Here is a 23,976-nt window from a genome sequence, read left to right on the forward strand (position 1 = left end):
GAACACTAAAGTACATTGAGAAAATCGTTTTGTTGATTTTCAAATGCCTGTGAGTGCCCACACAGATTACTTGATTACATTGTTAAAGAACGTTTGACCGTGTCGGTCAGGGCTGCGTATCTTAATGATTTTGAGCCCGTGGTCAAGGGTTATTTTTAAAAAGTTTTTCAACCGTTTAAGTTTTAACCTCAACCCTGACTGAGCTACCTGGTAGCTCCAACGTTGCTGGCGCTTTAGTGCCTTGCCCCGTGTCAGTGGATGCGCATTATAGGGAGCGGATTTATTTACGCAACCCCTTTTTACAAAACTCAAGTTCAACTGACCAAAAAAGCACCAACCTTACTGTTTTATGTTGCCTAGCTCTACATTTGCACTAAATTTCCTCTTTTTTTGTATTTTTTTTACCCTAAACACTAGAGCTATTGGCAAAGTTTCATTATTATCTGTACTGCGTTAAATATCTGTTAAGTTTTCGTTTTCTATACTATTTTGAGATCCAACTATGTTTAAATCTGTTTTAGTGGGTATCGTTGTTGCTGTTATTGGTTTCCTTGTTCTCGATGTTCTCGATGTTGCAGCCATGATTTCTCCTCCCCCAGGCATTACTTTTGCTGTAGCAGCTATTGTTACTGCTGTTGTGATTGCCTGTATACCTAGCCCTTCAGTTTCATCGAGCGATGATGAAGAGTTTACTACCTTATATGTAGGCAATTTACCTTATCGTGTTCATGAGGGTGATGTGCGAGACTTATTTGCCCAATATGGTCTTGTTAATTCTGTACGTTTGGTCCGTGACCGTAAGACTAATAAACGTAAGGGCTTTGGTTTTGTTGAAATGTCTAGCTCAGGTGCTATCAAAGCCATGAAGAAACTGAATGATAATGAGTTTCAAGAGCGTACTTTGAAAGTGCGTGAAGCAAAAAGCCAAGAACGTAAAGATTAAATTCAATCACTGTTTAGGACTTCGGTTTGTTTAAAGCCGAAGTCTTTTAGCGCTTTCCCCATTGTTACCTTGCCAGAAGTAAACCAAGCCTGCAGAAGCTCAGCCTGATTAGTCATTGGAAGCAACTGTTCTACCCTGCGTCTGATGGCATCACTTGAATCAATCAATTTGACTTGCTCGCCTAAATAATCCTGAATTTCTTCAGCCAATAATGGAAAGTGGGTACAACCTAATACCACTACATCACTGCCATATTGTATGACTGGTAATAGTTGCTGCTGTAATTGGCTCACATCGATAGTGTTTTTTGATAACTTAGCTTCAGCCAGATGGACAAGTTGAGAGCAGCCTAAAAGTTGAACTTGTTTATCCTTGGCGAATTCATTGATCAAGTCTTTAGTGTATTGACGTCTTACAGTACCTGGGGTAGCCAATAGTGTAATTTTATTGTTCTTTGTACAAGCAGCTGCAGGTTTAATTGCCGGGACAACTCCCACAACCGGTTGTGTTATTGCCATTCTTAAATGCGGTAGTATTAAGGTACTAGCACTATTGCAAGCGACAATTACTGCATCAATTGGTTGTTTTGCGATAACTTGTTTGATGAGTTTTACCGCCCCCTCAACAAGCTCATCATCTGCTAACTCACCATATGGTAAGCGCGCATCATCAGCTAAATAGCTAACTTTATAACTATCTTGCAAGTGCTCAACAATAGATAGACCACCAACACCTGAATCAAAGACTAAAATAGATGAATACACAATAAATACATACTAAAATTTTTGTTAATGTTCCCATAGTGTTTCGAAATTACAAATAAGTTTTGGGAATTATTATCAACGATAGCGCTCTGAAGCTTATTTTGATCGTTGTTACAGTGCGTTGCCGCTGATTAGCTTAGTGTAATCTGTCGTAATCGCTTAGTTCTGTTTAAAAGCTTAGCAAATTGCTGCTGAAACAAACAGAAAAGCGCTAGAGACCCTAGACAATAGCACTAACTAGTATACTATTTCGCCCCAACTTAATCTCAACTGAGTCAAACATGAATTTAAATGCGATAAACCCAAGCAATTATCAGCAACAGCTTGAACAGAAGCAGCAAGAGATGCGTCATATCTTCAATGATTTTGATATGCCAGAGTTAGAGACTTTTGCATCTGACCCTGAACATTACCGTATGCGTGCCGAGTTTCGCGTATGGCATGAGGGTGATGACTTGTTTTACATCATGTTTGATAAAGAATTGAATGAGCGAGTTCGTACTGATCAGTTCTTACCTGCGAGCAAGCTCATTAACCAAGTGATGCCTGCATTGATTGCAGCGATCAAAGATAAACCAACCCTTCGCTTTAAACTGTTCCAAGTAGATTTCCTCTCCACCCTTAGCGGTGAGATTCTAGTAAGTATGCTTTACCACCGCCAGCTTGATGAGCAATGGTTAACCGAAGCAAAAGAACTTAAAGAGCTACTAAACAATGACTTTAAGCTAGATATTATCGGTCGTGCTCGTAAGCAAAAACACCTGCTTGATAAAGATTGGGTCGTTGAAGAGTTAGAAGTAGATGGTCAAAAGCTAATTTATCAACAGATTGAAAATAGCTTTACCCAACCTAATGCTAAGGTGGCTACCCATATGCTTGAATGGGCCATTGATGCAACTCGTAATAGCACTGGTGACTTATTAGAGCTTTACTGTGGTAACGGTAACTTCTCATTGGCACTAGCCAAAAACTTCGACCGCGTATTAGCGACGGAACTCGCTAAGCCTTCAGTTCATGCCGCCCAATATAATATTGAAGCGAACAATATTGATAATGTCACTATTATTCGTATGAGTGCAGAAGACTTTACCGAAGCAATGGAAGGTAAGCGTGAATTCAACCGCTTAAAAGGCATCGACCTTAAGGGTTACAACTGTAATACCATTTTGGTTGATCCGCCGCGCGCAGGTTTAGACCCAGATACCGTTGAGCTAGTACGCAAGTACAATAAGATTGTATATATCTCTTGTAACCCAGATACCCTAAAGGAAAACTTAGAATCCTTAAGTTCTACCCATAAGGTGACTCGTTTTGCGTTATTCGACCAATTCCCATACACCCACCATATGGAAGCGGGTGTGATTTTAGAAGCGAAATGATGGCTTCCTCAAATAAAAACGAGCGTTAATCAGCGCTCGTTTTTTTGTATAGGGTATCAGCGCCAAAAGACACCATGCGCAGTTGCATCACTAGGTTTTTCACCATGTCCATGCGCTGTGGTTTTTTCATGTCCAGCACTTTAGCACCGTAAGTAAAGACTAACGTCACCATGGCATCAGCCTGCACATAGGCAAAATCGAAATTAAATTTACCCCGCTCTTCAATATCATGGGCCAGCTCCAAAGTGAAATGCTCGATTTCACGGGCTACGGCCGATCTAAATTGGGCTGAGGTCCCTGACCGCTCATGCAATAATATGCGGAAAATATTTGGATAGCGTTCTAATACCTCAATAAAGGTCTCAATTGAGGCTTGGATAATCCCACCGCCTGCTTCTGCACGTTGTCTACCCTTACGCATCAGCTGACGTAACAATAAGCCACCTTCATCCACCAGCGTCAATCCAAGCTCATCCATATCTTTAAAGTGGCGATAAAATGAAGTTGGCGCGATTCCAGCTTCACGCGATACTTCCCTCAGGCTTAAAGTTGAAAAGCTTTTTTCTGCTGATAGCTGATTAAAACAAGCATCAATTAACGCTCTTCTGGTTTTTTCTTTTTGTTCTGCCCTGACGCCCATGCTTTGTGTCCAATAAAAGTTATGTTATTGATCAGTCGCTATGTCAATTGCGTATACATTATGACCGAAAATAATTTGAGTCTTGTCAGCTTAAGCTCTATGTTAGTTAGCTAAGCGACTGAATTTAGGTAATAGTATAATGGAAGTAAAAGAAGTAAGCAGCAAGCCACCCTTGCTTTGGGTCAATATCATATTCTTTATTAGCACCACCATCGCCGCACTGATATTAGCGCCGCTATGGCTCGCCTATAACAGTGTTGATGCCAGCATATGGATTGGCTTTGTTATTTTGGTGTTTTATAGCGGTATGTCTATTACTGGCGGCTACCACAGATTATGGTCCCACAAAGCCTACAATGCCCACTGGTCAGTGCGTTTAGTCTATGCCCTTGGTGGCGCCCTAGCGCTGCAAAATTCCATTCTGCATTGGAGTAGCGATCACCGCCAACACCACAAACATGTGGACAGAGAGCCAGATCCTTACAGCGCTGCTAATGGCCTTTTCTTTAGTCATATCGGCTGGATGCTAAGGGAATACCAAGCCAGTAACTACCATGACTACTCAAATGCCAAAGATTTACAAAAGGACTCGATTGTCGCTTGGCAACACAAACACTATTTAGCACTGGTGATACTTATGAATGTGGCATTGCCACTGGCCATAGGTGCACTACTGGGTGATGCGATTGCTGGCTTATTGGTATTAGGGGCTTTAAGACTAGTACTGGTACAACACAGTACCTTTGCCATTAATTCCTTTGCCCATAAGTTTGGTAAGCAAAAATACTCTGATCTCCATAGTGCTAAAGATAATGGCTTTTTAGCACTGCTGACCTTTGGTGAGGGCTATCATAACTTCCACCATACGTTTCAGTTTGATTATCGTAACGGTATTGCCTGGTGGCACTACGACCCAACCAAATGGTTAATCAAAGGGTTATCTTTATGTGGACTCGCTTCTAATTTGAAAAAGATTTCTGAAGAGAAAATTTTAGCTGCCAAAGCCAAAATGCAGCTGCAAGCGGCGGATAAGTTTCTGACCAAGCATAATGCTATTGAGCTTTTAGATAAGTTGACCCACGAATACGAAGCCATGTCAGATTCCCTAAATCAGATCTATTTAGAGAAGAAACGTTTACTTAGCGTCAGTAAACACAAATGGGACAAACAGGCCAAACGCCAATACCAAGAGTTAATGTTTGCATATAAACAGCAGCTCAGCAAATGGCAGTTATTATTGGCCAGCACTAAGGCACAAGCCTTAGCTTAGATTACATCTAGGAAGTAAAACGCCCTCAGTCGAGGGCGTTTTGTTTTATGGTTACGCTAGCGAGTTAAAAACATCTTATAAGCTGGTGAGTCAGTCACTTCTTGCCACTCCAGCTGCGACGCATCTAAGAATCCCTCGAACTCTTGCTTATCTTCAGTCGGTAATTCAAAACCCACCAAGGCCTCACCCAAGGCAGCACCATGATTGCGGTAATGGAACAATGAGATATTCCAACGGCTTTGTAATCCCTGTAAGAAATTCATCAGCGCCCCAGGGTGCTCTGGAAAGCGGAATCTAAACAGACTTTCTTGTAATGGTACCGGTGGCTTACCGCCGACCATGTAACGAACATGCAATTTTGCCGTTTCGTCTTGGGATAAATCTTCTACTTGATGGCCAGCTTGCTGTAATTGCGCTACCAGCTCATCCAGTTCTTGTTTGCCGTTCCTCAGCTGTAACCCTGCAAATACCACAGCACTATCACGGCCAGAAAAACGATAGTTAAATTCAGTAATTTGGCGTTGGCCAATTTCCTTACAGAAGGCTAAGAAACTGCCCGGCTTTTCTGCCACTGTTACGGCTAATACCGCTTCTTTGGCTTCACCTAGTTCACAACGCTCACTGACATAACGCAGCGAATGAAAGTTAACATTAGCACCGCTTAATACCGCAGCTACTTTACTAAAGCCTTCATTCGAGTTAACCATATACTTTTTAAGGCCGGCTAACGACAATGCACCGGCAGGCTCAGCAATGGCGCGGGTATCTTCAAATACATCTTTAACGGCAGCGCAGATTTCGTCACTGGTTACCGTAATAACTTCATCCACATACTGCTGACATACCCTAAAGGTTTCATCACCAATACGTTTAACCGCCACACCTTCGGCAAAAATTCCAACTGAATCTAAGTTAACCGGCTCACCCGCTTCCATTGCAGCCTTCAAGCAGGCGGCATCATCGGGCTCGACCGCGATAATTTTTACTTGGGGTAAAACTGCTTTGTAATAAGCTGCCATTCCTGCCGCCAAGCCACCGCCACCTACCGGAATAAATACCGCTTGGATATTTCTGTCTTGCTGCAGCATTTCCATGGCGACAGTACCTTGACCGGCAATGACATCACTATCATCAAACGGTGGAATAAATACTCGACCTTCTTCGATCGCCATTTGCTTAGCATAGTCATTGGCGACGTTAAAGTTTTCCCCAAACAGACAAACATTGCCGCCACGGGCTTTAACCGCATCAACCTTAATATCTGGAGTGGTGACCGGCATAACAATGACCGCATCCACGCCCATAGCGTGGGATGATAAGGCAACACCTTGAGCATGATTACCTGCCGATGCTGTCACCACACCTTTTTGTTTTTCGGTATCGGTTAATTGCGCCATGCGGTGGTAAGCACCACGCAATTTAAATGAATGCACAGGTTGCCTGTCTTCACGTTTAAGAAGGACTTCTACCCCTAATCGCTTAGACAGTTTTTCCATGTTCGATAGCGGTGTTTTCACCGCTACCTCATACACATTACACAGCAAAGTTTGCTGCATATACTGCTGCGCAAGAGAACTTGTCGGCAGTGCTTGGCTGGTCATTATTCTTGCTCCAATCTCGACAGATCACGTACCGCACCTTTGTCGGCACTGGTCGCTAGCATGGCGTATGCCTTAAGGGCTGCAGATACTCGGCGTTCACGCTTTTCCGCCGGCTTCCAGGCATCTTTACCCTTGGCTAGCATCGCTGCACGACGGGCTTCAAGCTCGGGAATCGATACTTGCAAATTAATTGTCCGGGTTGGAATATCAATACTAATTGCATCACCATTTTCAATTAATGCAATTTCACCACCAGATGCTGCTTCAGGGGAGATATGACCGATAGACAGACCTGAAGTGCCACCAGAGAAACGACCATCAGTAATAAGCGCACACTCTTTACCTAAGCCCATCGACTTTAGGTAGCTGGTTGGGTACAACATTTCTTGCATGCCTGGGCCACCTTTAGGGCCTTCGTAACGAATCACCACGACATGACCAGCTTTTACAGTGCCATCAAGAATGCCAGCTACCGCTGAGTCTTGGCTTTCAAATACAATCGCAGTGCCGTTAAAGATTAAGTTATCATCATCTACACCGGCGGTTTTTACAATACAGCCATCAACCGCAATGTTACCGCTTAGTACTGCCAGACCACCTTCTAATGAGAAAGCATTGTCCTTTGAACGAATACAACCATTTTCACGATCATCGTCTAAGCTATCCCAGCGAGTAGACTGACTGAACGCCTTAGTGGTTGGTATGCCTGCAGGGCCAGCGCGATAAAATTCTTTAACGGCTTCATCAGTCGTTTGCTTAATGTCGTACTTGGCAAGCACTTCTTCCAATGTTCCACCAGCAACGTGATTTACTTGAGTGTGCAAGTGCCCACCACGGGCAAGCTCACCAAGGATACCCATCACGCCACCGGCACGATGAACGTCTTCCATATGATATTTAGGGGTAGATGGCGCGACTTTACATAGCTGTGGTACCTGACGCGACAAGCGGTCAATATCAGCCATATCAAAATCAATACCCGCTTCTTGGGCTGCTGCTAGTAAATGCAGTACCGTGTTTGATGAGCCCCCCATGGCTATGTCTAGGTTCATGGCGTTTTCAAACGCTTGGAAGTTCGCGATATTGCGCGGTAAGACTGAATCGTCATCATTCTTATAATATTGTTCGCAAAGATCCATAATGATCTTGCCTGCTTTTAAGAACAGTTGCTCACGGTCGCTGTGGGTAGCCAGCATTGAACCGTTACCCGGTAGCGATAAACCTAGGGCTTCGGTTAAGCAGTTCATCGAGTTGGCAGTGAACATTCCTGAACATGAGCCACAAGTAGGGCAAGCACTACGCTCAATTTGCTTTGAATCTTCGTCTGACACTTTAGGGTCAGCACCGGCAATCATGGCATCCACTAAATCTAGCTTAATGATATTATCAGCGAGTTTAGTTTTACCCGCTTCCATCGGGCCACCTGATACAAAGATCACAGGGATATTCAAACGCATTGCAGCGTTAAGCATTCCCGGAGTAATCTTGTCACAATTAGAAATACACACCATGGCATCCGCACAGTGGGCATTAACCATGTATTCTACCGAGTCAGCGATGATGTCACGGGATGGTAAGCTATAAAGCATACCATCATGACCCATGGCAATACCGTCATCTACGGCAATAGTATTAAATTCTTTAGCTATCCCGCCTGCTTGTTCGATGGCACCCGCCACTAACTGACCCATATCTTTTAAATGAACATGGCCTGGTACAAATTGAGTAAACGAGTTTACTACCGCAATGATTGGCTTACCAAAATCTTGTTCTTTTACACCCGTGGCACGCCAAAGTGCACGAGCACCGGCCATGTTGCGTCCTTGGGTTGAGGTTGCTGATCGTAACTTAGGCATAATAATTCCCTTATAAATTAATTGTTAGCGGCTTTGGCTAAATCTTGTGTCAACTGACAATGGTTAACATCATATAATTTTTCTAACTGCTGAGTAATCAAATGTATTTCACGTTCACCATACAAATCGACATTTACCTGCAGCTCACTCCTGCTCAATAAGTGAGCACTTACTTTTGTAACGTTAAAACCACGATGACGGATAGTTCGAAAAATGCGCTCTAAGACTTCTGGTTTGTTATTGGCAATTATTTCTAAGGCAAAAGTCATGATACTTGCTCCATCATTTGTGAATTATTGGCTCCAGGTGGTACCAGTGGCCAAACATTTTCGGTTTCGTTAATTGACACATGCAAAATAAACGGGCCTTTACTATTGATTAGGTTTGCAATTCCATCGGCCACTTGATCGGGTCTATTAATGTGCATACCTTTAATATCAAAAGCTGCTGCCATCGCCACAAAATCAGGGTTGTCACTTAAATCTGTTTCAGAATAACGTCCATCAAAGAATAGTTGCTGCCACTGCTTCACCATGCCCAGCTTCTGATTATCAATCAGTAGAATCTTGACCGGAATTTGCAGACGCTTAATGGTAGTGAGCTCTTGCACGTTCATCATAAATGAACCATCTCCACTAACCACCACTACGGTATCGTGCGGACGGGCCACTTGGGCGCCAATGGCTGCAGGTAAACCAAAGCCCATGGTGCCTAACCCCGAACTCGATAAATGATCTTTTGGACTATTAAAGTACATGTGCTGAGCCACCCACATTTGGTGCTGGCCAACATCACAGGTTACCACTGAATTTGCTGGCAGAGCATCGGCCAGTTGGTTCAACATTTTAGGTGCGTAAATGCCTTCAATTGGGGCGTTGTAATCCCATTTTGATAGGGCTTTCATGCCTGTGGTTTGCTGCTTCCAAGGGGCAATATCAAGCGCACAGCCCATAGCTGGCAAAATGTACTTTAAATCCCCTAGAATCGATACGTCAGCTGGGCGCACTTTGTTCATTTCACTTGGGTCAATATCGATATGAATGACTTTCGCGTTAACGGCAAATTCATCTAACTTACCCGTTACGCGGTCGTCAAAGCGGGCGCCAATCACTACCAGCAAATCACACTCTTGCACTGCAAGGTTCGCCGCTTTTAATCCATGCATGCCTAGCATGCCTAAAAAGTGTGGTGAATCTGGGTCACAGCTGCCAATGCCTTTTAAAGTGGTCACCGCAGGCATCCCTGTTGTGGCTAAAAACTGGCGCAGTTCTGTTACCGCATCAGCTAAGGATACCCCACCGCCCACATAGCAAATGGGCTTTTGGCTGGCTTGCATTAACGCCATAGCCTGTTGTTCACAGCCTAAGGTTGGGATGCTTGGGGGCATGCATTCTATGGTTAGCCATTGTGGCTCAAACATTTGCTGTTGTAAGTTTTTAGGAATATCAACCAGTACCGGACCCGGACGGCCTGATTGCGCCAGTTCAAAAGCTTCATAAAGGGTTGGGATAAGCTCGTCGATTGAGCGCACTAAAAAGCTGTGCTTGGTGCACGCCAGTGACAATCCCAGTACATCGATTTCTTGGAAGCCATCAGTACCAATCATAACCTGCGGCACTTGCCCAGTAACAGCAACCATAGGCACCGAATCCATCATGGCATCAGCTAATGCAGTAATTAAGTTGGTTGCCCCCGGACCTGAGGTGGCAATACAAACCCCGACCTTACCACTTGCTCTGGCAAAGCCTAATGCTGCGAACCCTGCTCCTTGCTCATGGCGGCATAACACATGCTTAACAGGTGATTCATACAAAGCATCATATACAGGCATAATTGCCCCACCAGGGTAGCCAAAAACACAATTTACACCATGACGATGAATGGTTTGTACAACAGCCTGAGCACCTGAAATCATTTATCTACCTTTATTCCTTTAAATTTGTTTAAAAAAAAACACCCCCGATTTGGGTCGGGGGTGTTTTATAGAAACTTATAGCGTGTAGCCGCTACCCCCGACAAGGTGAAATAATCACCACGGTAAGTAGAATAATAATGATACGGCTAAACACTGGATTCATTTTAAACCTTAAGCTTCAACAATCTTCTTCATCGCTGTCATGTAACCACGTAGCTTGGCACCTACTGCCTCTACTGGGTGGTTACGGATAGCTTCATTTACTTCAATTAACTGCACGTTATCAACAGAATTAGTGCTAACGTTCATACCTTGGCCAACAAATTCAGAAGAAATATTGTTAACGTAGTCTTTAAGCATAGGCACAGCTGCGTGAGAGAACAAGTAACAACCGTATTCTGCAGTATCAGAAATTACTACGTTCATTTCGTACAGACGCTTACGCGCAATAGTGTTGGCAATGAGTGGCGTTTCGTGTAGTGACTCGTAGTAAGCAGACTCTTCAATAATTCCCGCTGCAACCATGGCATCAAACGCCATTTCAACACCAGCTTTCACCATAGCCACGAGTAAAATACACTTGTCAAAGTAGTCTTGCTCGTCGATGTACTCATCACTTTGTGGCGCTTGCTCAAAAGTGGTTTCGTTTGTTGCTTCACGCCATGCTAATAGGTTTTTGTCATCATTTGCCCAATCAGCCATCATCGTTGATGAGAACTCACCAGAGATAATATCATCCATATGCTTTAAGAATAATGGATTTAGAATTTCTTTAAGCTGCTCACCAATTTCAAACGCCTTGATTTTGGCTGGGTTTGATAGACGATCCATCATGTTGGTTACGCCACCGTGCTTAAGTGCTTCGGTGATCACTTCAAAACCTTGTTGGATTAGTTTGGCCGCATAACCAGACTCCATACCATCAGCAAGCATTTTCTCGTGCGCTAAAATAGCACCCGTTTGTAACATACCACACAAAATGGTTTGTTCACCCATTAGGTCAGACTTAACTTCTGCGATGAAAGAGCTTTGTAGAACACCCGCACGGTCACCACCGGTTGCTGATGCGTATGCTTTTGCAACATCCCAACCAATGTTACGTGGATCGTTTTCAGGGTGAACGGCGATAAGTGTTGGTACACCAAAGCCACGCTTGTACTCTTCACGTACTTCCGTACCAGGACACTTAGGAGCCACCATGATTACGGTGATGTCATCACGAACTTTCATACCCTCTTCAACGATGTTGAAGCCGTGTGAATAAGCTAAAACAGAATCTTGCTTCATTAGTGGCATTACTGAGCTAACCGCCGCAGTATGCTGTTTATCTGGAGTTAGGTTTAATACTAGGTCCGCAGAAGGAATTAACTCTTCAATGGTACCAACGTTGAAACCGTTTTCTGAAGCGTTAACGAAAGAAGCACGCTTCTCGTCAATGGCAACTTGGCGCAAAGCGAAAGAAACATCAAGACCAGAGTCACGCATGTTCAAACCTTGGTTAAGGCCCTGTGCACCACAACCAAGAATAACCACTTTCCAGCCCTTGATGAATTCACAGCCGTTTTCGAATTCACTGCGGTCCATAAAACGACATTGACCTAATTGAGCTAGCTGCTCGCGTAAACTTAAAGTATTGAAGTAATTTGACATGATTAACCCTATCATCCATGCGCTTGTAAAGAAAAATCAGTGCGCTTGTAAACTTTTCGGTCAATATAACCTAGTCACTGGGTTGCGAAAAATGATATATTCGCCATATAACATTTCAAGTAGTGAAATTTGAGTAAAAACATGGATATCCGTTCCTTAAAATTATTTTTACATCTAAGTGAAACCCTCCACTTTGCCCGTACTGCGCAACAAATGCATGTCAGCCCATCAACCCTTAGTCGTTGTATTCAACGCTTAGAAGATCAAGTGGGTCAGCCTGTCCTTGAGCGTGATAACCGCAGTGTAAAGTTAACTAAAGCGGGTATTCAATTTTTACGCTTTGCAAGACAGACCGTAGATGCATGGCAAAGTCTTCGCCAAGACATGGCTGATACCAGTGGCCAACTGACCGGTGAAATTAAACTGTTTTGTTCAGTGACAGCCGTTTATTCTCACCTACCTGGTATTTTAGAGCGTTTTAAACAGCAGCATCCTAAGATTGAAATCCAACTAACAACAGGTGACCCTGATTCCGCTTTAGCGCATATCCAACGTGGTCAATCAGATATTGCTATTACAGCTAGACCTGGGGTTTTACCAGAAGGAATGGAATTTGTTGATATCGATACCATCCCCCTAAGCATCATCGGTCCCGCTATGCCATGCTCTGTACAAGAAAAATTACAGCAAAGTCCTACTCCTTGGCATGAATTACCCTTCATTTTGCCAGAACATGGCGCTGCTCGTGCGCGAATTGATGCATGGTTCCAACAAATGAATATCCAACCTAATATTTATGCCAAAGTAAATGGCCACGAAGCCTTGGTTAGCATGGTCGCTTTGGGCTGTGGTGTTGGCATTGCGCCTTCCGTGGTGGTTGAAAACAGCCCTGTAAAAGACCGAGTTAAAAGCTATCAAACTGGTGCTACCATAGAACCATTTAAATTAGGCTTATGCGCCTCAAAGAAAAAAGTGAACCAAGCCACCATCAATGCTTTTTTACAAAGTATTGAAAAAGAGGCCATTGAGTAAGCACTTCATTGCAGCGTTACTGATGCCCTTTGATGAATTTTGCTAATAAAAGGGGCTTTTTGCTCAAGTTTCAAACTGTTCTGCCGTTTATTTTTGATAACAAATATGCGGTAGGACCCCAAAATGAAACTTTTAAATTTAAAGATGACACAGATCATCATTGTTATCGGGGCATTATTCCTTAGTGCCTGTGAAAATGAGCAAATTCAGCACTGTCAGTTCTACGTTCAACAGGACCTGGATAAAGGTAACTTTGCCAAGGTTATCGACACTTTAGAAAACGATAAACAATGTACCGATAGCTACCCCAATAATGAGCACTTTTTTGATTTAGGTGTTGCTTATATGGGCTTTGCTGGATTGACACTTGAAAATATTATCGATTCCCTACTTGCTGAAAATACCAATAATTATACTGACTATATCGTCAGTCTGAATACTTATGCCAAAGACAATGCGCTTACCATTTTGGATAAAGCAAACAACTATTTTGGCAAATTTCTAGGTCGACAATGTGCAGCAATTAAATTTAAGACCTCTGCAGAAGATCAAGCTTGCTTCTATCAAGGTTTCGTTGGTGTTCTTCAAACAGCAATTGCAATCGATACTATGACCGCTGGTCAAGTTGACGCCTGGGTTAACCAAGAGTTTGACGCACAACAACAAATGGATTTAGCAACATGTGCGCTTGAATATGCCACGACCGCTAATTCACAAGGCGCAGGCTATATTTGCCAATCTGGCGCTGTCGTTGATAACAGCAGTGTGGTTAACTTTGAGGGCTATTTAGACAGCTTCACGGCAATTAAAATCAGCAGTGCAACTGGCAGTGATAGCTTTTTGATTGACCCAAGCATTCCAAGTAGCCTCTTCACTGAAGGTTACTGCACTGCAACTTTTGAACAATGTAGTAAAGATTCAGATGCCTGTTTTGCTTGCCCAGCTCCGGTTACTGAAGCCAACCCACAACCGACTAATCTTGCTGTTGCTGATGTCATTGTTACTGCCCTCAATAATGGCCTCGAGCAATTGACTGAATTAACAGGTGATAACCAAGAGATTTTAGCTACTTTACAGCAATTTAAGGATGAAATTAGCCCTGACGGTAGTGACATCACAGTTGAAGACATCATCACATACTTGAATAATCAATAGGAAATAAGTCATGAATTTTAGAACTCTTTTGCCTATTGGCGCGATAGTATTTTCAGCTTTTCACACCCATGCCTCTGAGTTAAGTTATTTATATAAAGACTCACGGGTAATGGCCATGGGCGGCGCCAATATTGCTAATGGCGGTCTTAGCTCCTCTGTTTTTAGTAACCCAGCAGGCATTACCAGTTTGAAGGAAAATGACCTCCATTTAGAGCTCATTGGTGCCCAACTGATCGCATCTAAAGGTGTTCAGGATGTGGTTAATGACATTAACGAAGCTTCTGAATTAGATGATGCCACTGATATTTTAGTGGATGTTTTTGCTGCCTACTCTGGCGAACGCTTCCATGGTGACATATCTAATTTCTCATCATTGAGCTATAACCATGGTAAGTGGGCCTGGTCATTAGGCTTATTAGCGGTTGGTGATGGCAATATCACCCCCCATGCCAATGGTGCCAGTAAAGGCTTTCTAGAAACACAATCTCGCGCTTATGGTGGCGCCATTGGTACCCTGGCTCGTAAATTTAGCTTTGTTAACTCTAATTTATCTATTGGTGCTTCTGCTAAGTTTTTCCAGCAAAAGGGCTATGAAGGTACCGTTACTGCTATTGACCTCATCAAGAGTAATGATGTAATTAAAACCCTCGATGATAAATTAAATGAAAATGGTTCAGCGTTTAGCTTTGATATTGGTGCACGCTATAGCCTTGATAATTATTGGTTAAAGCCTACTTTTGGTGCTTCTGTACTGAATATTGGTAAACTGGACTTCAATAATAGATATGGCACTCAACCAATGACTGTTAATCTTGGTGCGGCTTTCTATCCAGATATTTTAAGTCACACCGAAATTGCTCTCGATTATATTGATTTATTAAATGCGAATAATCAACGTTACTACCATATGGCAGGACCGACTAACATCATTCATTACACCGATGTTAGTGATACCAACGTTAGTAAGAGGTTCAGAGCAGGAATTAAAACATATTTATGGAAAAATACCTTCAGCGATCTTGAGCTTGGTGCTGGCTATTACCAAGGCAATATTACCGGTGGTATACACTTACGTTTATCTATATTCCGTGTTGGAGTCGCCACCTACATGGAGCAGTTAGGCCCCAATATTGGTGATTATGATGATCGCCGCTACATGGCTAATATTGCTATTAGCATGTAGGACTTTTAAAAGGTTAATTCGCAAAAGACCGCTCAGTTAAGCGGTCTTTTTATTAGGCTCTAACTGGCCTTTAACTTATCTTGCTTGGCTGCGGCTTCTACTGCCACCAGCCTTATTTGGACGAGAACGATTAGCGCCATTTGCCGTTGCTTTATTCCCCTGACGGCTGCCTGATTTAGCCCCCTGCGGTTTACGGCCGTTACCAGTACCTTGGCTTTTGTTAGAGTCATCTCGCTGATTAGCGCTAAACCGAGTTAATGCTTTCTTATGTGGCCCTTTATAGTTGCCATGCTGCTTACTTCCACCGCGGCCCTCTGGCGGCACCAAACAATCAGCACCATGACCAATGAGATGAGTCAATTTCATTTCGGTTAGCGCTTCACGAATAATTGGCCAACCCGCCTCATCATGGTAACGCAGCAATGCTTTATGTAAGCGACGCTGACGACCGGCCTTAGGCACGTAGATCTGTTCACTATCATGCTTCACATTACGCAGCGAGTTTAGCTCGGTATGATATACCGATGTCGCATTGGCCATTGGTGATGGATAGAAGTTCTGCACCTGATCCAGCTTAAAGCGCTCTTTCTTAAGCCATAACGCTAGGTTAACCATATCCATGTTGGTGGTTCCTGGGTGCGCCGCAATAAAGTACGGGATAAGGTATTGTTTCTTACCAGCCTCGGCCGAATACTTATCAAACAGTTCTTTAAACTTATGGTAAGTGCCCATCCCCGGCTTCATCATAATAGACAGTGGGCCTTCTTCAGTGTGCTCAGGGGCAATTTTTAGGTAGCCGCCCACATGGTATTTGGCTAACTCTTTAATGTAACGGGGATCTTCAATCGCTAAGTCGTAACGTACACCAGAGGCAATCAAAATCTTTTTGATGCCCGGAATGTCACGCGCCTTACGGTATAGCTCAATCGTTGGCCCATGGTCGGTACCTAAGTGACCACAAATGGTTGGGTGCACACAGGATAAACGACGACAAGTCTTCTCTGCTTTTTCACTAGTACAGCCTAACTGGTACATGTTGGCTGTTGGCCCACCAAGGTCGGAAATCACGCCAGTAAAGCCGGGTACGGTATCACGGATAGCTTCGACTTCACGGACAATTGACTCTTGGGATCGGCTTTGAATAATACGGCCTTCGTGTTCGGTAATCGAACAGAAAGAACAACCGCCAAAGCATCCACGCATGATATTGACCGACGTTTTGATCATATCAAACGCTGGAATATTCTCTTTATAGCTTGGGTGTGGCAAACGCTGATAGGGTAAATCAAAGACACCATCAATCTCTTCAGTAGATAACGGGTACGCCGGTGGGTTGACCCACACAAAACGGTCACCATGGCCTTGCATTAAGGCTCGTGCACAACCAGGGTTGGTTTCTTGGTGCATTACCCGCGAAGCATGGGCATACAGATACTTATCGTCTTTTACCTTTTCAAAAGAAGGCAGCAACACATAGGTTTTTTCCCATGGTTTTGGACGCGCAGGCTGAACACTAATTGGTTTCGCTTCCACTTCCTTCGGCTTGTCTTGTGGGCCTGACAGCTTTTCACAACCCACGTCATCGGCACCATAAGGATTTGGAATTGGATCAATTTTATGTAATTGGTCAATTTTGCGTGAATCGACGCCCTTCCAGCCAGGCACGGCTTCTTTACGGAAAATGGCAGTGCCACGAACATCGGTCATTTCTTTTGGATGTTCGCCAGCCGCAATACGGTGGGCAATTTCCACTAATGGACGCTCAGCGTTCCCGTAAATAAGAATGTCAGCTTTAGAATCAAACAGAACACTACGACGTACCTTATCTTGCCAGTAATCATAATGAGCAATACGGCGTAAACTCGCCTCAATACCACCAATCACTACAGGCACTTCTTTATAGGCTTCTTTACAACGTTGGGTATACACGTTCACCGCACGGTCTGGACGCTTACCGCCAACATTACCTGGGGTATAAGCATCATCATGACGCAGTTTGCGATCCGCGGTATAGCGGTTGATCATCGAATCCATGTTGCCGGCAGACACACCAAAGAATAGGTTTGGTTTGCCTAGCTTCATAAAGCCGTCTTTTGAAGACCAATCCGGTTGCGAGATGATACCTACACGGAAGCCTTGTGATTCCAGCATACGACCAATGACGGCCATACCAAAGCTTGGGTGATCAACGTAAGCGTCACCAACTACTAAAATTACATCACAGCTATCCCAACCTAGGGCATCCATCTCTTTACGAGTGGTTGGCAAATATGGCGCAGTGCCATAACATTCGGCCCAGTATTTAGGATAATCAAAAAGTTTGGTGGTGACGGTCATAGGTGTACCTGCTGCATATTGGAGCGCGGATTATAACAGCCATACCGCGAGATGGAAGCACCAAGGTTATTTTTTGAGCGCTAATGCGCTTTCACTGCTAAACCGTATACGCATAGGTCCCTTTTACCCTGTGGCATGTTGGCGACTTCTGGGTAGCGCCCCCACTGCTGAAAATGGTATTTGGTAAACAGTCTTACACTTGGTCTATTATGAGCAAAAATAAAAGCTAAAATGGTTTCAATATTAAGTTTAGGCGCTTGCCTGATGGCATTAGTGAGCAATTCAGCTGCAATACCTTTACCTTGAGCATTAGGGCACACATATAAAGCCACCTCGACAGTTTGAGCGTACGCCGGACGCCCATAAAAATCGCGAAATGATAGCCAGCCAAGGACATCATATGAGGTGGGGCATTGATACACCCACAGTGGTCGCCTTGAATGATGGGCATCATACCAAGCTTGACGTGACTCAACTGACACTGCACTGGTGTCTGCTGTCGCCATGCCATCATTGATAGAGGCATTATATATTTCCACAATCCGACATAAGTCCTCTTGATTGGCTACTCTAATGCAAGATTGCGAATTCATAATTTCCCCCTATTTTAAAAATAAATAAATATTTGCAATGGCTAAGGCAATAATACACCCCCAACTAAAAATAGTGCCAGCAAAACGCCCTATGTGGAATCTACCCCGCCCCTTGAGCATCCCCCAAGCGTGTAAAGGTCTCGCAATTAACCAAATAACGCCAACTAAGTGTAGCCAAACTACTCCCAAACCAGATAATTCAGCACAAGCAAACAAAATAAAAAGCAAAGAAGTATTTTCAATTAAATTAGCATGGGTTCGCATAGGAACAATCATATCAAGGGTGCCTTTATCACCTACCCCAATTTTTTGCTTTCCTCTTATATTCGCTACCCATAGCCCCAATAAAATTGCAAAAATGGCAGTAATTGCCGCGTATAATCCGGTGATTAATAACAATTGCCCTTGCTCCTAACGGTTGCATCTGAACCCCATTGTTCAAGCTTATTGCTCGATCAACCCAATAGCCAAAAAATTGGTCATGTTGATAGCCTTAATTTGTGCACCTACCAAGCATTAATAAACAGCGGTTAATTGCCACGCAAGCCATGTTGCGCGACCCAGCATAAGTTAATGCACCTGGGTGCCATGCTAAACAATAACTTACCTGATCATTCAATGGTTAATGAATAGATATTATTATAGATACAAAAAAGACTGCATCATGCAGCCTTTTTTTAATAAGCGATAAGTTTACCCTTGAGGCGCACCGCGCCACGCTGGAATGCTGGCTTCATAGGCGTCAATGGCTTCACGGTTTTCTAGGGTTAGGCCAATCGCATCTAAACCGTTTAATAAGTTATGACGCGCTTCCTGTGCTAATGGGAAGCTGTATTGCTTGCCCGATGGCGAGGTCACTGTCATCGCTTCTAGATCAACGATAACTTGCTGAGCTTGTGGGTCAGCAGCCACTTCTGCTGCAATGGCATTGATATCTTCAATGCTCAACTTCACTGGCACCATGCCAATGTTGATTGAATTGTTGTAGAAGATATCAGCAAAGCTAGGGGCAATAATGGCTTTGAAGCCAAAATCATTGAGTGCCCACGGCGCGTGCTCACGGCTTGAACCACAACCGAAATTCTCACCCGCCAACAAGATACTGGCGCCTTTGACTTCAGGTTGATTCAAGGCAAACTCTGGGTTTGGCTGCTCGCCGGCTTCATCTAGGTAGCGCCAGTCATGGAACAGGTGCACACCAAAGCCTTCACGGTCTACCTTAGATAGAAATTGCTTAGGAATAATTTGGTCGGTATCAATGTTGGCGTGTAACAAGGTTGCGGTCACGCCTTGATGCTTAATAAATGGTTGCATGATTAGGCTTCCTCAGTGTCACGAATATCAACAAAACGACCCGCAATCGCGGCAGCGGCGGCCATTGCTGGGCTTACCAAGTGGGTACGAGAACCACGACCTTGGCGACCTTCAAAGTTACGGTTAGACGTTGAAGCACAACGATCGCCCTCTTCTAACACGTCATCGTTCATTGCAAGACACATAGAACAGCCAGGTAAACGCCACTCAAACCCTGCATCGATAAAGATCTTATCTAGGCCTTCTGCTTCGGCTTGTTGCTTAACCTGACCAGAGCCCGGTACCACAAGCGCCGTTACACCGTCGGCAACTTTTTTACCTTTTGCCTGAGCAGCCGCAGCGCGCATATCTTCAATACGCGAGTTAGTACAAGAGCCGATAAAGACCTTATTAATGGTAATGTCGGTGATCTTTTGACCAGCTTGCAGATTCATATAGGCTAGCGCTTTATTCATGCTAGTGCGCACCGACTCATCGATAACATCGCGAGGATTTGGTACTTCAGAAGTAACTGCGACCACTTGCCCTGGGTTCGTTCCCCAAGTGACTTGCGGTGCGATATCTTTTGCTTCAAGTACCACTTCACGGTCAAACGCTGCACCTTCGTCAGTTTTTAATGCTTTCCAGTCGGCAATAGCTTGGGTCCACTGCTCCCCTTTAGGGGCATAACGGCGGCCTTCAATGTAATCAAAGGTGGTTTGATCTGGGGCGATCATGCCGGCTTTAGCGCCCATTTCAATGGCCATGTTACATACCGTCATACGACCTTCCATTGTTAAGCCAGTAATGCCTTCGCCACAGAACTCAACCACATAACCGGTACCACCAGCCGCGCCGACTTTACCGATAATAGCTAAGACAACGTCTTTAGCGGTAATACCGTCTGCTAGCTTGCCGCGAACTTCAATCTTCATGGTCTTGGCTTTTTGCTGACGCAAAGTTTGCGTCGCCAATACATGCTCAACCTCTGAGGTACCAATACCGAACGCTAAGGCACCAAAAGCACCGTGGGTTGCGGTATGGGAATCACCACATACAATGGTGGTCCCTGGCAACGTCAAGCCGAGCTCAGGCCCCATGACATGCACAATGCCTTGATTAGGATGATGAATATCAAATAAGGTAACGCCAAATTCATTACAGTTTTTTTCTAATGTTGTCACCTGAGTGTACGCCATAGGGCTCAAAGCCTCATAGCTGGCAGACTTCGTTGAGGTATTGTGGTCCATTGTGGCAAAGGTTTTGCCAACTTGCGCCATTGGCCGGCCAGCAGTGCGCAAACCAGAAAAAGCCTGAGGTGATGTCACTTCATGAACTAAGTGGCGGTCAATGTAGATTAATGGCGCCCCTGACTTCACTTCAATTTGGTGCTGTTGCCACACCTTTTCATATAATGTTTGTGCCATGGTTACACTCCTTGTTCCACAAACTTGGCAATAATATTACCCATTTCTGCCGTACTTTTGGCCTCACTTCGACGCTCTGCTGAAATCAGCTCTCCGGTTAAGTTGCCTTGGGCTAGCGTCTTTGCTACTGCACGCTCTATCGCATCTGCGGCTTCAGGTTGCTTCAAGCTATGGCGCAGCATCATTGCTGCCGATAAAATTTGTGCCACAGGGTTTGCAATACCCTTGCCAGCAATATCTGGCGCACTGCCACCAGCAGGCTCATACATACCAAAACCAGATTCATTAACACTGGCAGAAGGCAGTAGTCCCATAGAACCCGTCAGCATTGCACACTCATCAGAAATAATATCGCCAAATAGGTTTGAACACAGCATTACATCAAATTCATTTGGACGTTTTAGTAGCTGCATAGTCGCGTTATCAATATAAATATGCTCAAGCTCTACATCTGGGTATTCTTTAGCGACTTCTTCAACCACTTCACGCCATAATACTGAGGTTGCTAATACGTTGGCTTTGTCTACCGAAGTCACTTTTTTACGTCGGCCTCGAGCCGTTTCAAATGCAATGCGTGCAATTCGACGGATCTCACGACGAGAATAGCGCATCGTATCAAAACCTGTCTCATCTTCACCTTCTCCTTCTCGACCCTTTGGTTTGCCAAAGTAAATACCGCCAGTCAGCTCGCGAACGACCGCAATATCAAAGCCTTTGTCGGAGATATCAGCACGAAGTGGTGACAAATGGTTTAACCCATGGTGAACAGTTGCTGGGCGTAGGTTACAAAATAACTCAAAGTGGCCACGTAACGGTAATAATGCACCACGCTCAGGCTGAGAGTCTGGTGGTAGGCCTTCCCATTTTGGGCCACCTACGCTACCAAATAAGATAGCATCTGCCGCTTCACAGCCCGCAAGCGTTGCTGCTGGAAGTGGGCAACCATGATTATCAATGGCAATCCCGCCAACATCGTATTCTTTATATTCGATCGCAAGGTTAAAGCGTTTTTCTACTGCGCTTAAAACCTCACGAGCCGCGCTCATTACCTCTGGGCCAATCCCGTCCCCAGCTAAAACGGCTACTTGATAACTCATACTGTTCCCAATTCCTGCTTATTTATCATTTGTTGTTTTTTGTCCGCCACCATATCAGCACGGATAATTAAGTTAATTACATTTATCAAAGCTTGCGCAGATGCGGCAATAACATCGGTTTCTAAGCCCATACCATGGAAGTTTTGACCTTTATAATGCGCCACAATATCCACCTGCCCCAAAGCATCTTGACCAGAGCCAGCGGCACTTAATTCATAACGGGTAATGTCGACTTTTTGTTCAGTCATATCCATGATCGCATGGTAGGCTGCATCAACCGGACCGTTACCTTCGGCGGTGCGGGTATGCTGCTCACCGCCGATCTCTAGACAGATGGTCGCGTTGGCATTGCCCTTAGAATCAGAATGAGATACCGCGCTAATCATCTTAACTTGCTCAGCACCGTCGCTTTGTTTTTCCATAAAGGCTAACGCCTCTAGGTCATAATCAAATACCTGACCTTTTTTATCTGCCAGTTCTAGGAACTTGTTGTATAGCACGTCTAGATCGAAGTCTTGCTCTTTATAGCCCATTTCATCCATACGGTGCTTGATCACATGGCGACCTGAGCGCGATGTCATATTTAAATGATTACGCGGTAAACCAATACTTTCAGGGGTCATGATTTCATAGGTATTGCCAGATTTAAGCATACCATCTTGATGAATACCCGATGAGTGAGTAAAAGCATTAGAGCCAACTATAGCTTTGTTGGCTTGGATTGGGCTGTTGCATAGGTTACTAACAAGCTGAGAAGTGCGATGAATTTCTTTGGCATTAATATTGGTATGTACCCCTAAGAATTCCGCACGGGTGGCCATAATCATGGCGATTTCTTCTAACGAACAATTACCCGCACGTTCACCAATCCCGTTGATAGTACATTCAATCTGGCGAGCCCCATTTTGCACAGCCGCTATCGAATTCGCTACTGATAAACCTAAATCATCATGACAGTGGACCGAGATAATCGCCTTATCAATGTTTGGTACACGGTTAAATAGGGTTTGGATAATGCCGCCGTATTCATTAGGAATGGTGTAGCCTACAGTATCTGGAATATTAATCGTAGTTGCACCGGCGTTAATCGCCGCTTCTACGGTACGGCAAAGATTATCAATTGGCGTACGGCCCGCATCTTCACAGGAAAATTCCACATCATCGGTGTAATTACGCGCGTGCTTGACTGACGACACAGCCATTTCTAACACGTCTTCAAAACTGCGTTTTAGCTTGTTTTCAACGTGAATGGTCGAGGTAGAAATAAACGTATGGATACGGAACTGGTCGGCCACAGATAACGACTGAGCAGCGGCATCAATGTCTTTTTTTACCGCTCGAGCTAACGCACAAACACGAGAGTCTTTGATTTCTCGGGCAATGGTTTGCACCGATTCAAAATCACCCGGTGAAGAAATGGGAAAGCCCACTTCCATAATATCCACACCTAAACGCTCTAGTTGTTTGGCGATTTGCAGCTTTTTATGTACAGACAGAGATGCCGATAGCGCCTGTTCGCCATCGCGTAATGTGGTATCAAAAATAAAGACTCTATCTGACATAAGGTTCTCCTTGCTTGCCTTGCTTAATTTATAAAAAAACCCGCGATATTAAGTTCGCGGGTTTTTATATGATTTTATGCACCATTTGCTCTCCCGCGACATTATGTCAGGATAAGGAGGCGTAGTGATAGTGCAACATTATTCATATTCATTAACTGGTTAAACGCTCTAAGTTTGTGCCCTTATATTGGTTGCAACAACCCATTGCTGTCAAGGTTCACAACCAAAGAAATGTTGAGTTTTTTTAATATTAACCCTATATCTATTTGGATTGTGACT

The 23,976-nt window shown here is 44.2% G+C and carries 20 protein-coding genes; 6 read left to right on the plus strand and 14 right to left on the minus strand.

Going from position 1 to position 23,976, the window contains the following annotated elements; all coding sequences use genetic code 11:
* The first annotated feature begins 502 nt into the window (after positions 1-502).
* Complete coding sequence (locus tag GFB48_RS08105) at positions 503-943, plus strand: RNA-binding protein (RefSeq protein ID WP_163933746.1); 441 nt, start codon at positions 503-505, stop codon at positions 941-943.
* Positions 944-945: 2 nt separating this feature from the next.
* Here the strand turns inward: GFB48_RS08105 and murI are convergent, their stop codons facing one another.
* Positions 946-1,707 carry a glutamate racemase gene (gene murI, locus GFB48_RS08110; RefSeq protein WP_163933749.1) on the minus strand — a complete coding sequence of 254 codons (762 nt, stop codon included), beginning with the start codon at positions 1,705-1,707 and terminating at the stop codon, positions 946-948.
* 281 nt (positions 1,708-1,988) lie between these two features.
* Between murI and trmA the strand changes: the two genes are divergently transcribed.
* Positions 1,989-3,086, plus strand: coding sequence for a tRNA (uridine(54)-C5)-methyltransferase TrmA (trmA, locus tag GFB48_RS08115; protein WP_163933752.1), 1,098 nt, complete (start codon positions 1,989-1,991; stop codon positions 3,084-3,086).
* A 25-nt stretch (positions 3,087-3,111) separates the two neighbouring features.
* Here the strand turns inward: trmA and fabR are convergent, their stop codons facing one another.
* Positions 3,112-3,726, minus strand: a complete 615-nt coding sequence (gene fabR, locus GFB48_RS08120; RefSeq protein ID WP_163933755.1) for an HTH-type transcriptional repressor FabR — start codon at positions 3,724-3,726, stop codon at positions 3,112-3,114.
* Positions 3,727-3,865: 139 nt separating this feature from the next.
* Here fabR and GFB48_RS08125 point away from each other — a divergent pair, with 139 nt between their 5' ends.
* Complete coding sequence (locus GFB48_RS08125) at positions 3,866-4,996, plus strand: fatty acid desaturase (protein ID WP_163933758.1); 1,131 nt, start codon at positions 3,866-3,868, stop codon at positions 4,994-4,996.
* Between the two features lie 56 nt (positions 4,997-5,052).
* Here GFB48_RS08125 and ilvA read toward each other — a convergent pair whose 3' ends face one another.
* From ilvA to ilvC, 5 genes are all read right to left on the minus strand, one after another.
* Positions 5,053-6,597, minus strand: a complete 1,545-nt coding sequence (ilvA, locus tag GFB48_RS08130; protein ID WP_163933761.1) for a threonine ammonia-lyase, biosynthetic — start codon at positions 6,595-6,597, stop codon at positions 5,053-5,055.
* Positions 6,597-8,453, minus strand: a complete 1,857-nt coding sequence (gene ilvD / locus GFB48_RS08135; protein ID WP_163933764.1) for a dihydroxy-acid dehydratase — start codon at positions 8,451-8,453, stop codon at positions 6,597-6,599. The genes ilvA and ilvD overlap by 1 nt, the downstream gene beginning before the upstream one ends.
* A gap of 17 nt (positions 8,454-8,470) precedes the next feature.
* Positions 8,471-8,722 (minus strand): acetolactate synthase 2 small subunit, encoded by a 252-nt coding sequence (gene ilvM / locus GFB48_RS08140; RefSeq protein WP_163933767.1) that lies wholly within the window; start codon positions 8,720-8,722, stop codon positions 8,471-8,473.
* Positions 8,719-10,368, minus strand: a complete 1,650-nt coding sequence (ilvG, locus tag GFB48_RS08145; RefSeq protein ID WP_205597701.1) for an acetolactate synthase 2 catalytic subunit — start codon at positions 10,366-10,368, stop codon at positions 8,719-8,721. Before ilvG ends, ilvM begins: the two co-directional genes overlap by 4 nt.
* Before the next feature lie 171 nt (positions 10,369-10,539).
* A complete protein-coding gene (gene ilvC, locus GFB48_RS08150) occupies positions 10,540-12,018 on the minus strand; it encodes a ketol-acid reductoisomerase (protein ID WP_163933770.1) in 1,479 nt (492 codons plus the stop codon).
* A gap of 141 nt (positions 12,019-12,159) precedes the next feature.
* Between ilvC and ilvY the strand changes: the two genes are divergently transcribed.
* The 3 genes from ilvY (at position 12,160) to traF (ending at position 15,388) form a co-directional block, all read left to right on the plus strand.
* On the plus strand, positions 12,160-13,050 hold the full coding sequence (gene ilvY / locus GFB48_RS08155) for an HTH-type transcriptional activator IlvY (RefSeq protein WP_163934038.1): 891 nt from the start codon (positions 12,160-12,162) through the stop codon (positions 13,048-13,050).
* Between the two features lie 123 nt (positions 13,051-13,173).
* Entirely contained in the window at positions 13,174-14,205 is a 1,032-nt protein-coding gene (locus GFB48_RS08160; protein ID WP_163933773.1) for a hypothetical protein, read from the plus strand.
* A 10-nt stretch (positions 14,206-14,215) separates the two neighbouring features.
* Positions 14,216-15,388, plus strand: a complete 1,173-nt coding sequence (gene traF / locus GFB48_RS08165) for a conjugal transfer protein TraF (RefSeq protein WP_163933776.1) — start codon at positions 14,216-14,218, stop codon at positions 15,386-15,388.
* Between the two features lie 75 nt (positions 15,389-15,463).
* Here traF and GFB48_RS08170 read toward each other — a convergent pair whose 3' ends face one another.
* The 7 genes from GFB48_RS08170 to leuA all read right to left on the minus strand — a co-directional run bounded on the left by GFB48_RS08170 (position 15,464) and on the right by leuA (position 23,697).
* Positions 15,464-17,725 carry a YgiQ family radical SAM protein gene (locus GFB48_RS08170; protein ID WP_163933779.1) on the minus strand — a complete coding sequence of 754 codons (2,262 nt, stop codon included), beginning with the start codon at positions 17,723-17,725 and terminating at the stop codon, positions 15,464-15,466.
* An 80-nt stretch (positions 17,726-17,805) separates the two neighbouring features.
* A complete protein-coding gene (locus tag GFB48_RS08175) occupies positions 17,806-18,318 on the minus strand; it encodes a GNAT family N-acetyltransferase (protein WP_163933782.1) in 513 nt (170 codons plus the stop codon).
* 9 nt (positions 18,319-18,327) lie between these two features.
* Complete coding sequence (locus tag GFB48_RS08180; protein ID WP_163933784.1) at positions 18,328-18,717, minus strand: MAPEG family protein; 390 nt, start codon at positions 18,715-18,717, stop codon at positions 18,328-18,330.
* Between the two features lie 294 nt (positions 18,718-19,011).
* On the minus strand, positions 19,012-19,632 hold the full coding sequence (gene leuD, locus GFB48_RS08185; protein WP_163933787.1) for a 3-isopropylmalate dehydratase small subunit: 621 nt from the start codon (positions 19,630-19,632) through the stop codon (positions 19,012-19,014).
* Positions 19,633-19,634: 2 nt separating this feature from the next.
* On the minus strand, positions 19,635-21,038 hold the full coding sequence (gene leuC / locus GFB48_RS08190; protein ID WP_163933791.1) for a 3-isopropylmalate dehydratase large subunit: 1,404 nt from the start codon (positions 21,036-21,038) through the stop codon (positions 19,635-19,637).
* Between the two features lie 2 nt (positions 21,039-21,040).
* Positions 21,041-22,135: a 3-isopropylmalate dehydrogenase gene (leuB, locus tag GFB48_RS08195; RefSeq protein ID WP_163933793.1), complete on the minus strand. Its 1,095-nt coding sequence runs from the start codon at positions 22,133-22,135 to the stop codon at positions 21,041-21,043.
* On the minus strand, positions 22,132-23,697 hold the full coding sequence (gene leuA / locus GFB48_RS08200; RefSeq protein WP_163933796.1) for a 2-isopropylmalate synthase: 1,566 nt from the start codon (positions 23,695-23,697) through the stop codon (positions 22,132-22,134). Before leuA ends, leuB begins: the two co-directional genes overlap by 4 nt.
* Positions 23,698-23,976 lie beyond the last annotated feature (279 nt).

Source organism: Paraferrimonas sp. SM1919 (assembly GCF_010993985.1).
In the GTDB taxonomy this organism is placed as follows: domain Bacteria; phylum Pseudomonadota; class Gammaproteobacteria; order Enterobacterales; family Shewanellaceae; genus SM1919.

Coding starts and splice junctions, on each gene's coding strand:
- ilvC (WP_163933770.1), bottom strand. CDS start 12,018: ATGTCAAATTACTTCAATACTTTAAGTTTACGCGAGCAGCTAGCTCAA.
- leuA (WP_163933796.1), bottom strand. CDS start 23,697: ATGTCAGATAGAGTCTTTATTTTTGATACCACATTACGCGATGGCGAA.
- trmA (WP_163933752.1), top strand. CDS start 1,989: ATGAATTTAAATGCGATAAACCCAAGCAATTATCAGCAACAGCTTGAA.
- GFB48_RS08125 (WP_163933758.1), top strand. CDS start 3,866: ATGGAAGTAAAAGAAGTAAGCAGCAAGCCACCCTTGCTTTGGGTCAAT.
- ilvM (WP_163933767.1), bottom strand. CDS start 8,722: ATGACTTTTGCCTTAGAAATAATTGCCAATAACAAACCAGAAGTCTTA.
- ilvD (WP_163933764.1), bottom strand. CDS start 8,453: ATGCCTAAGTTACGATCAGCAACCTCAACCCAAGGACGCAACATGGCC.
- GFB48_RS08105 (WP_163933746.1), top strand. CDS start 503: ATGTTTAAATCTGTTTTAGTGGGTATCGTTGTTGCTGTTATTGGTTTC.
- GFB48_RS08170 (WP_163933779.1), bottom strand. CDS start 17,725: ATGACCGTCACCACCAAACTTTTTGATTATCCTAAATACTGGGCCGAA.
- leuD (WP_163933787.1), bottom strand. CDS start 19,632: ATGCAACCATTTATTAAGCATCAAGGCGTGACCGCAACCTTGTTACAC.
- GFB48_RS08160 (WP_163933773.1), top strand. CDS start 13,174: ATGAAACTTTTAAATTTAAAGATGACACAGATCATCATTGTTATCGGG.
- leuB (WP_163933793.1), bottom strand. CDS start 22,135: ATGAGTTATCAAGTAGCCGTTTTAGCTGGGGACGGGATTGGCCCAGAG.
- ilvA (WP_163933761.1), bottom strand. CDS start 6,597: ATGACCAGCCAAGCACTGCCGACAAGTTCTCTTGCGCAGCAGTATATG.
- ilvY (WP_163934038.1), top strand. CDS start 12,160: ATGGATATCCGTTCCTTAAAATTATTTTTACATCTAAGTGAAACCCTC.
- leuC (WP_163933791.1), bottom strand. CDS start 21,038: ATGGCACAAACATTATATGAAAAGGTGTGGCAACAGCACCAAATTGAA.
- traF (WP_163933776.1), top strand. CDS start 14,216: ATGAATTTTAGAACTCTTTTGCCTATTGGCGCGATAGTATTTTCAGCT.
- ilvG (WP_205597701.1), bottom strand. CDS start 10,368: ATGATTTCAGGTGCTCAGGCTGTTGTACAAACCATTCATCGTCATGGT.
- GFB48_RS08175 (WP_163933782.1), bottom strand. CDS start 18,318: ATGAATTCGCAATCTTGCATTAGAGTAGCCAATCAAGAGGACTTATGT.
- fabR (WP_163933755.1), bottom strand. CDS start 3,726: ATGGGCGTCAGGGCAGAACAAAAAGAAAAAACCAGAAGAGCGTTAATT.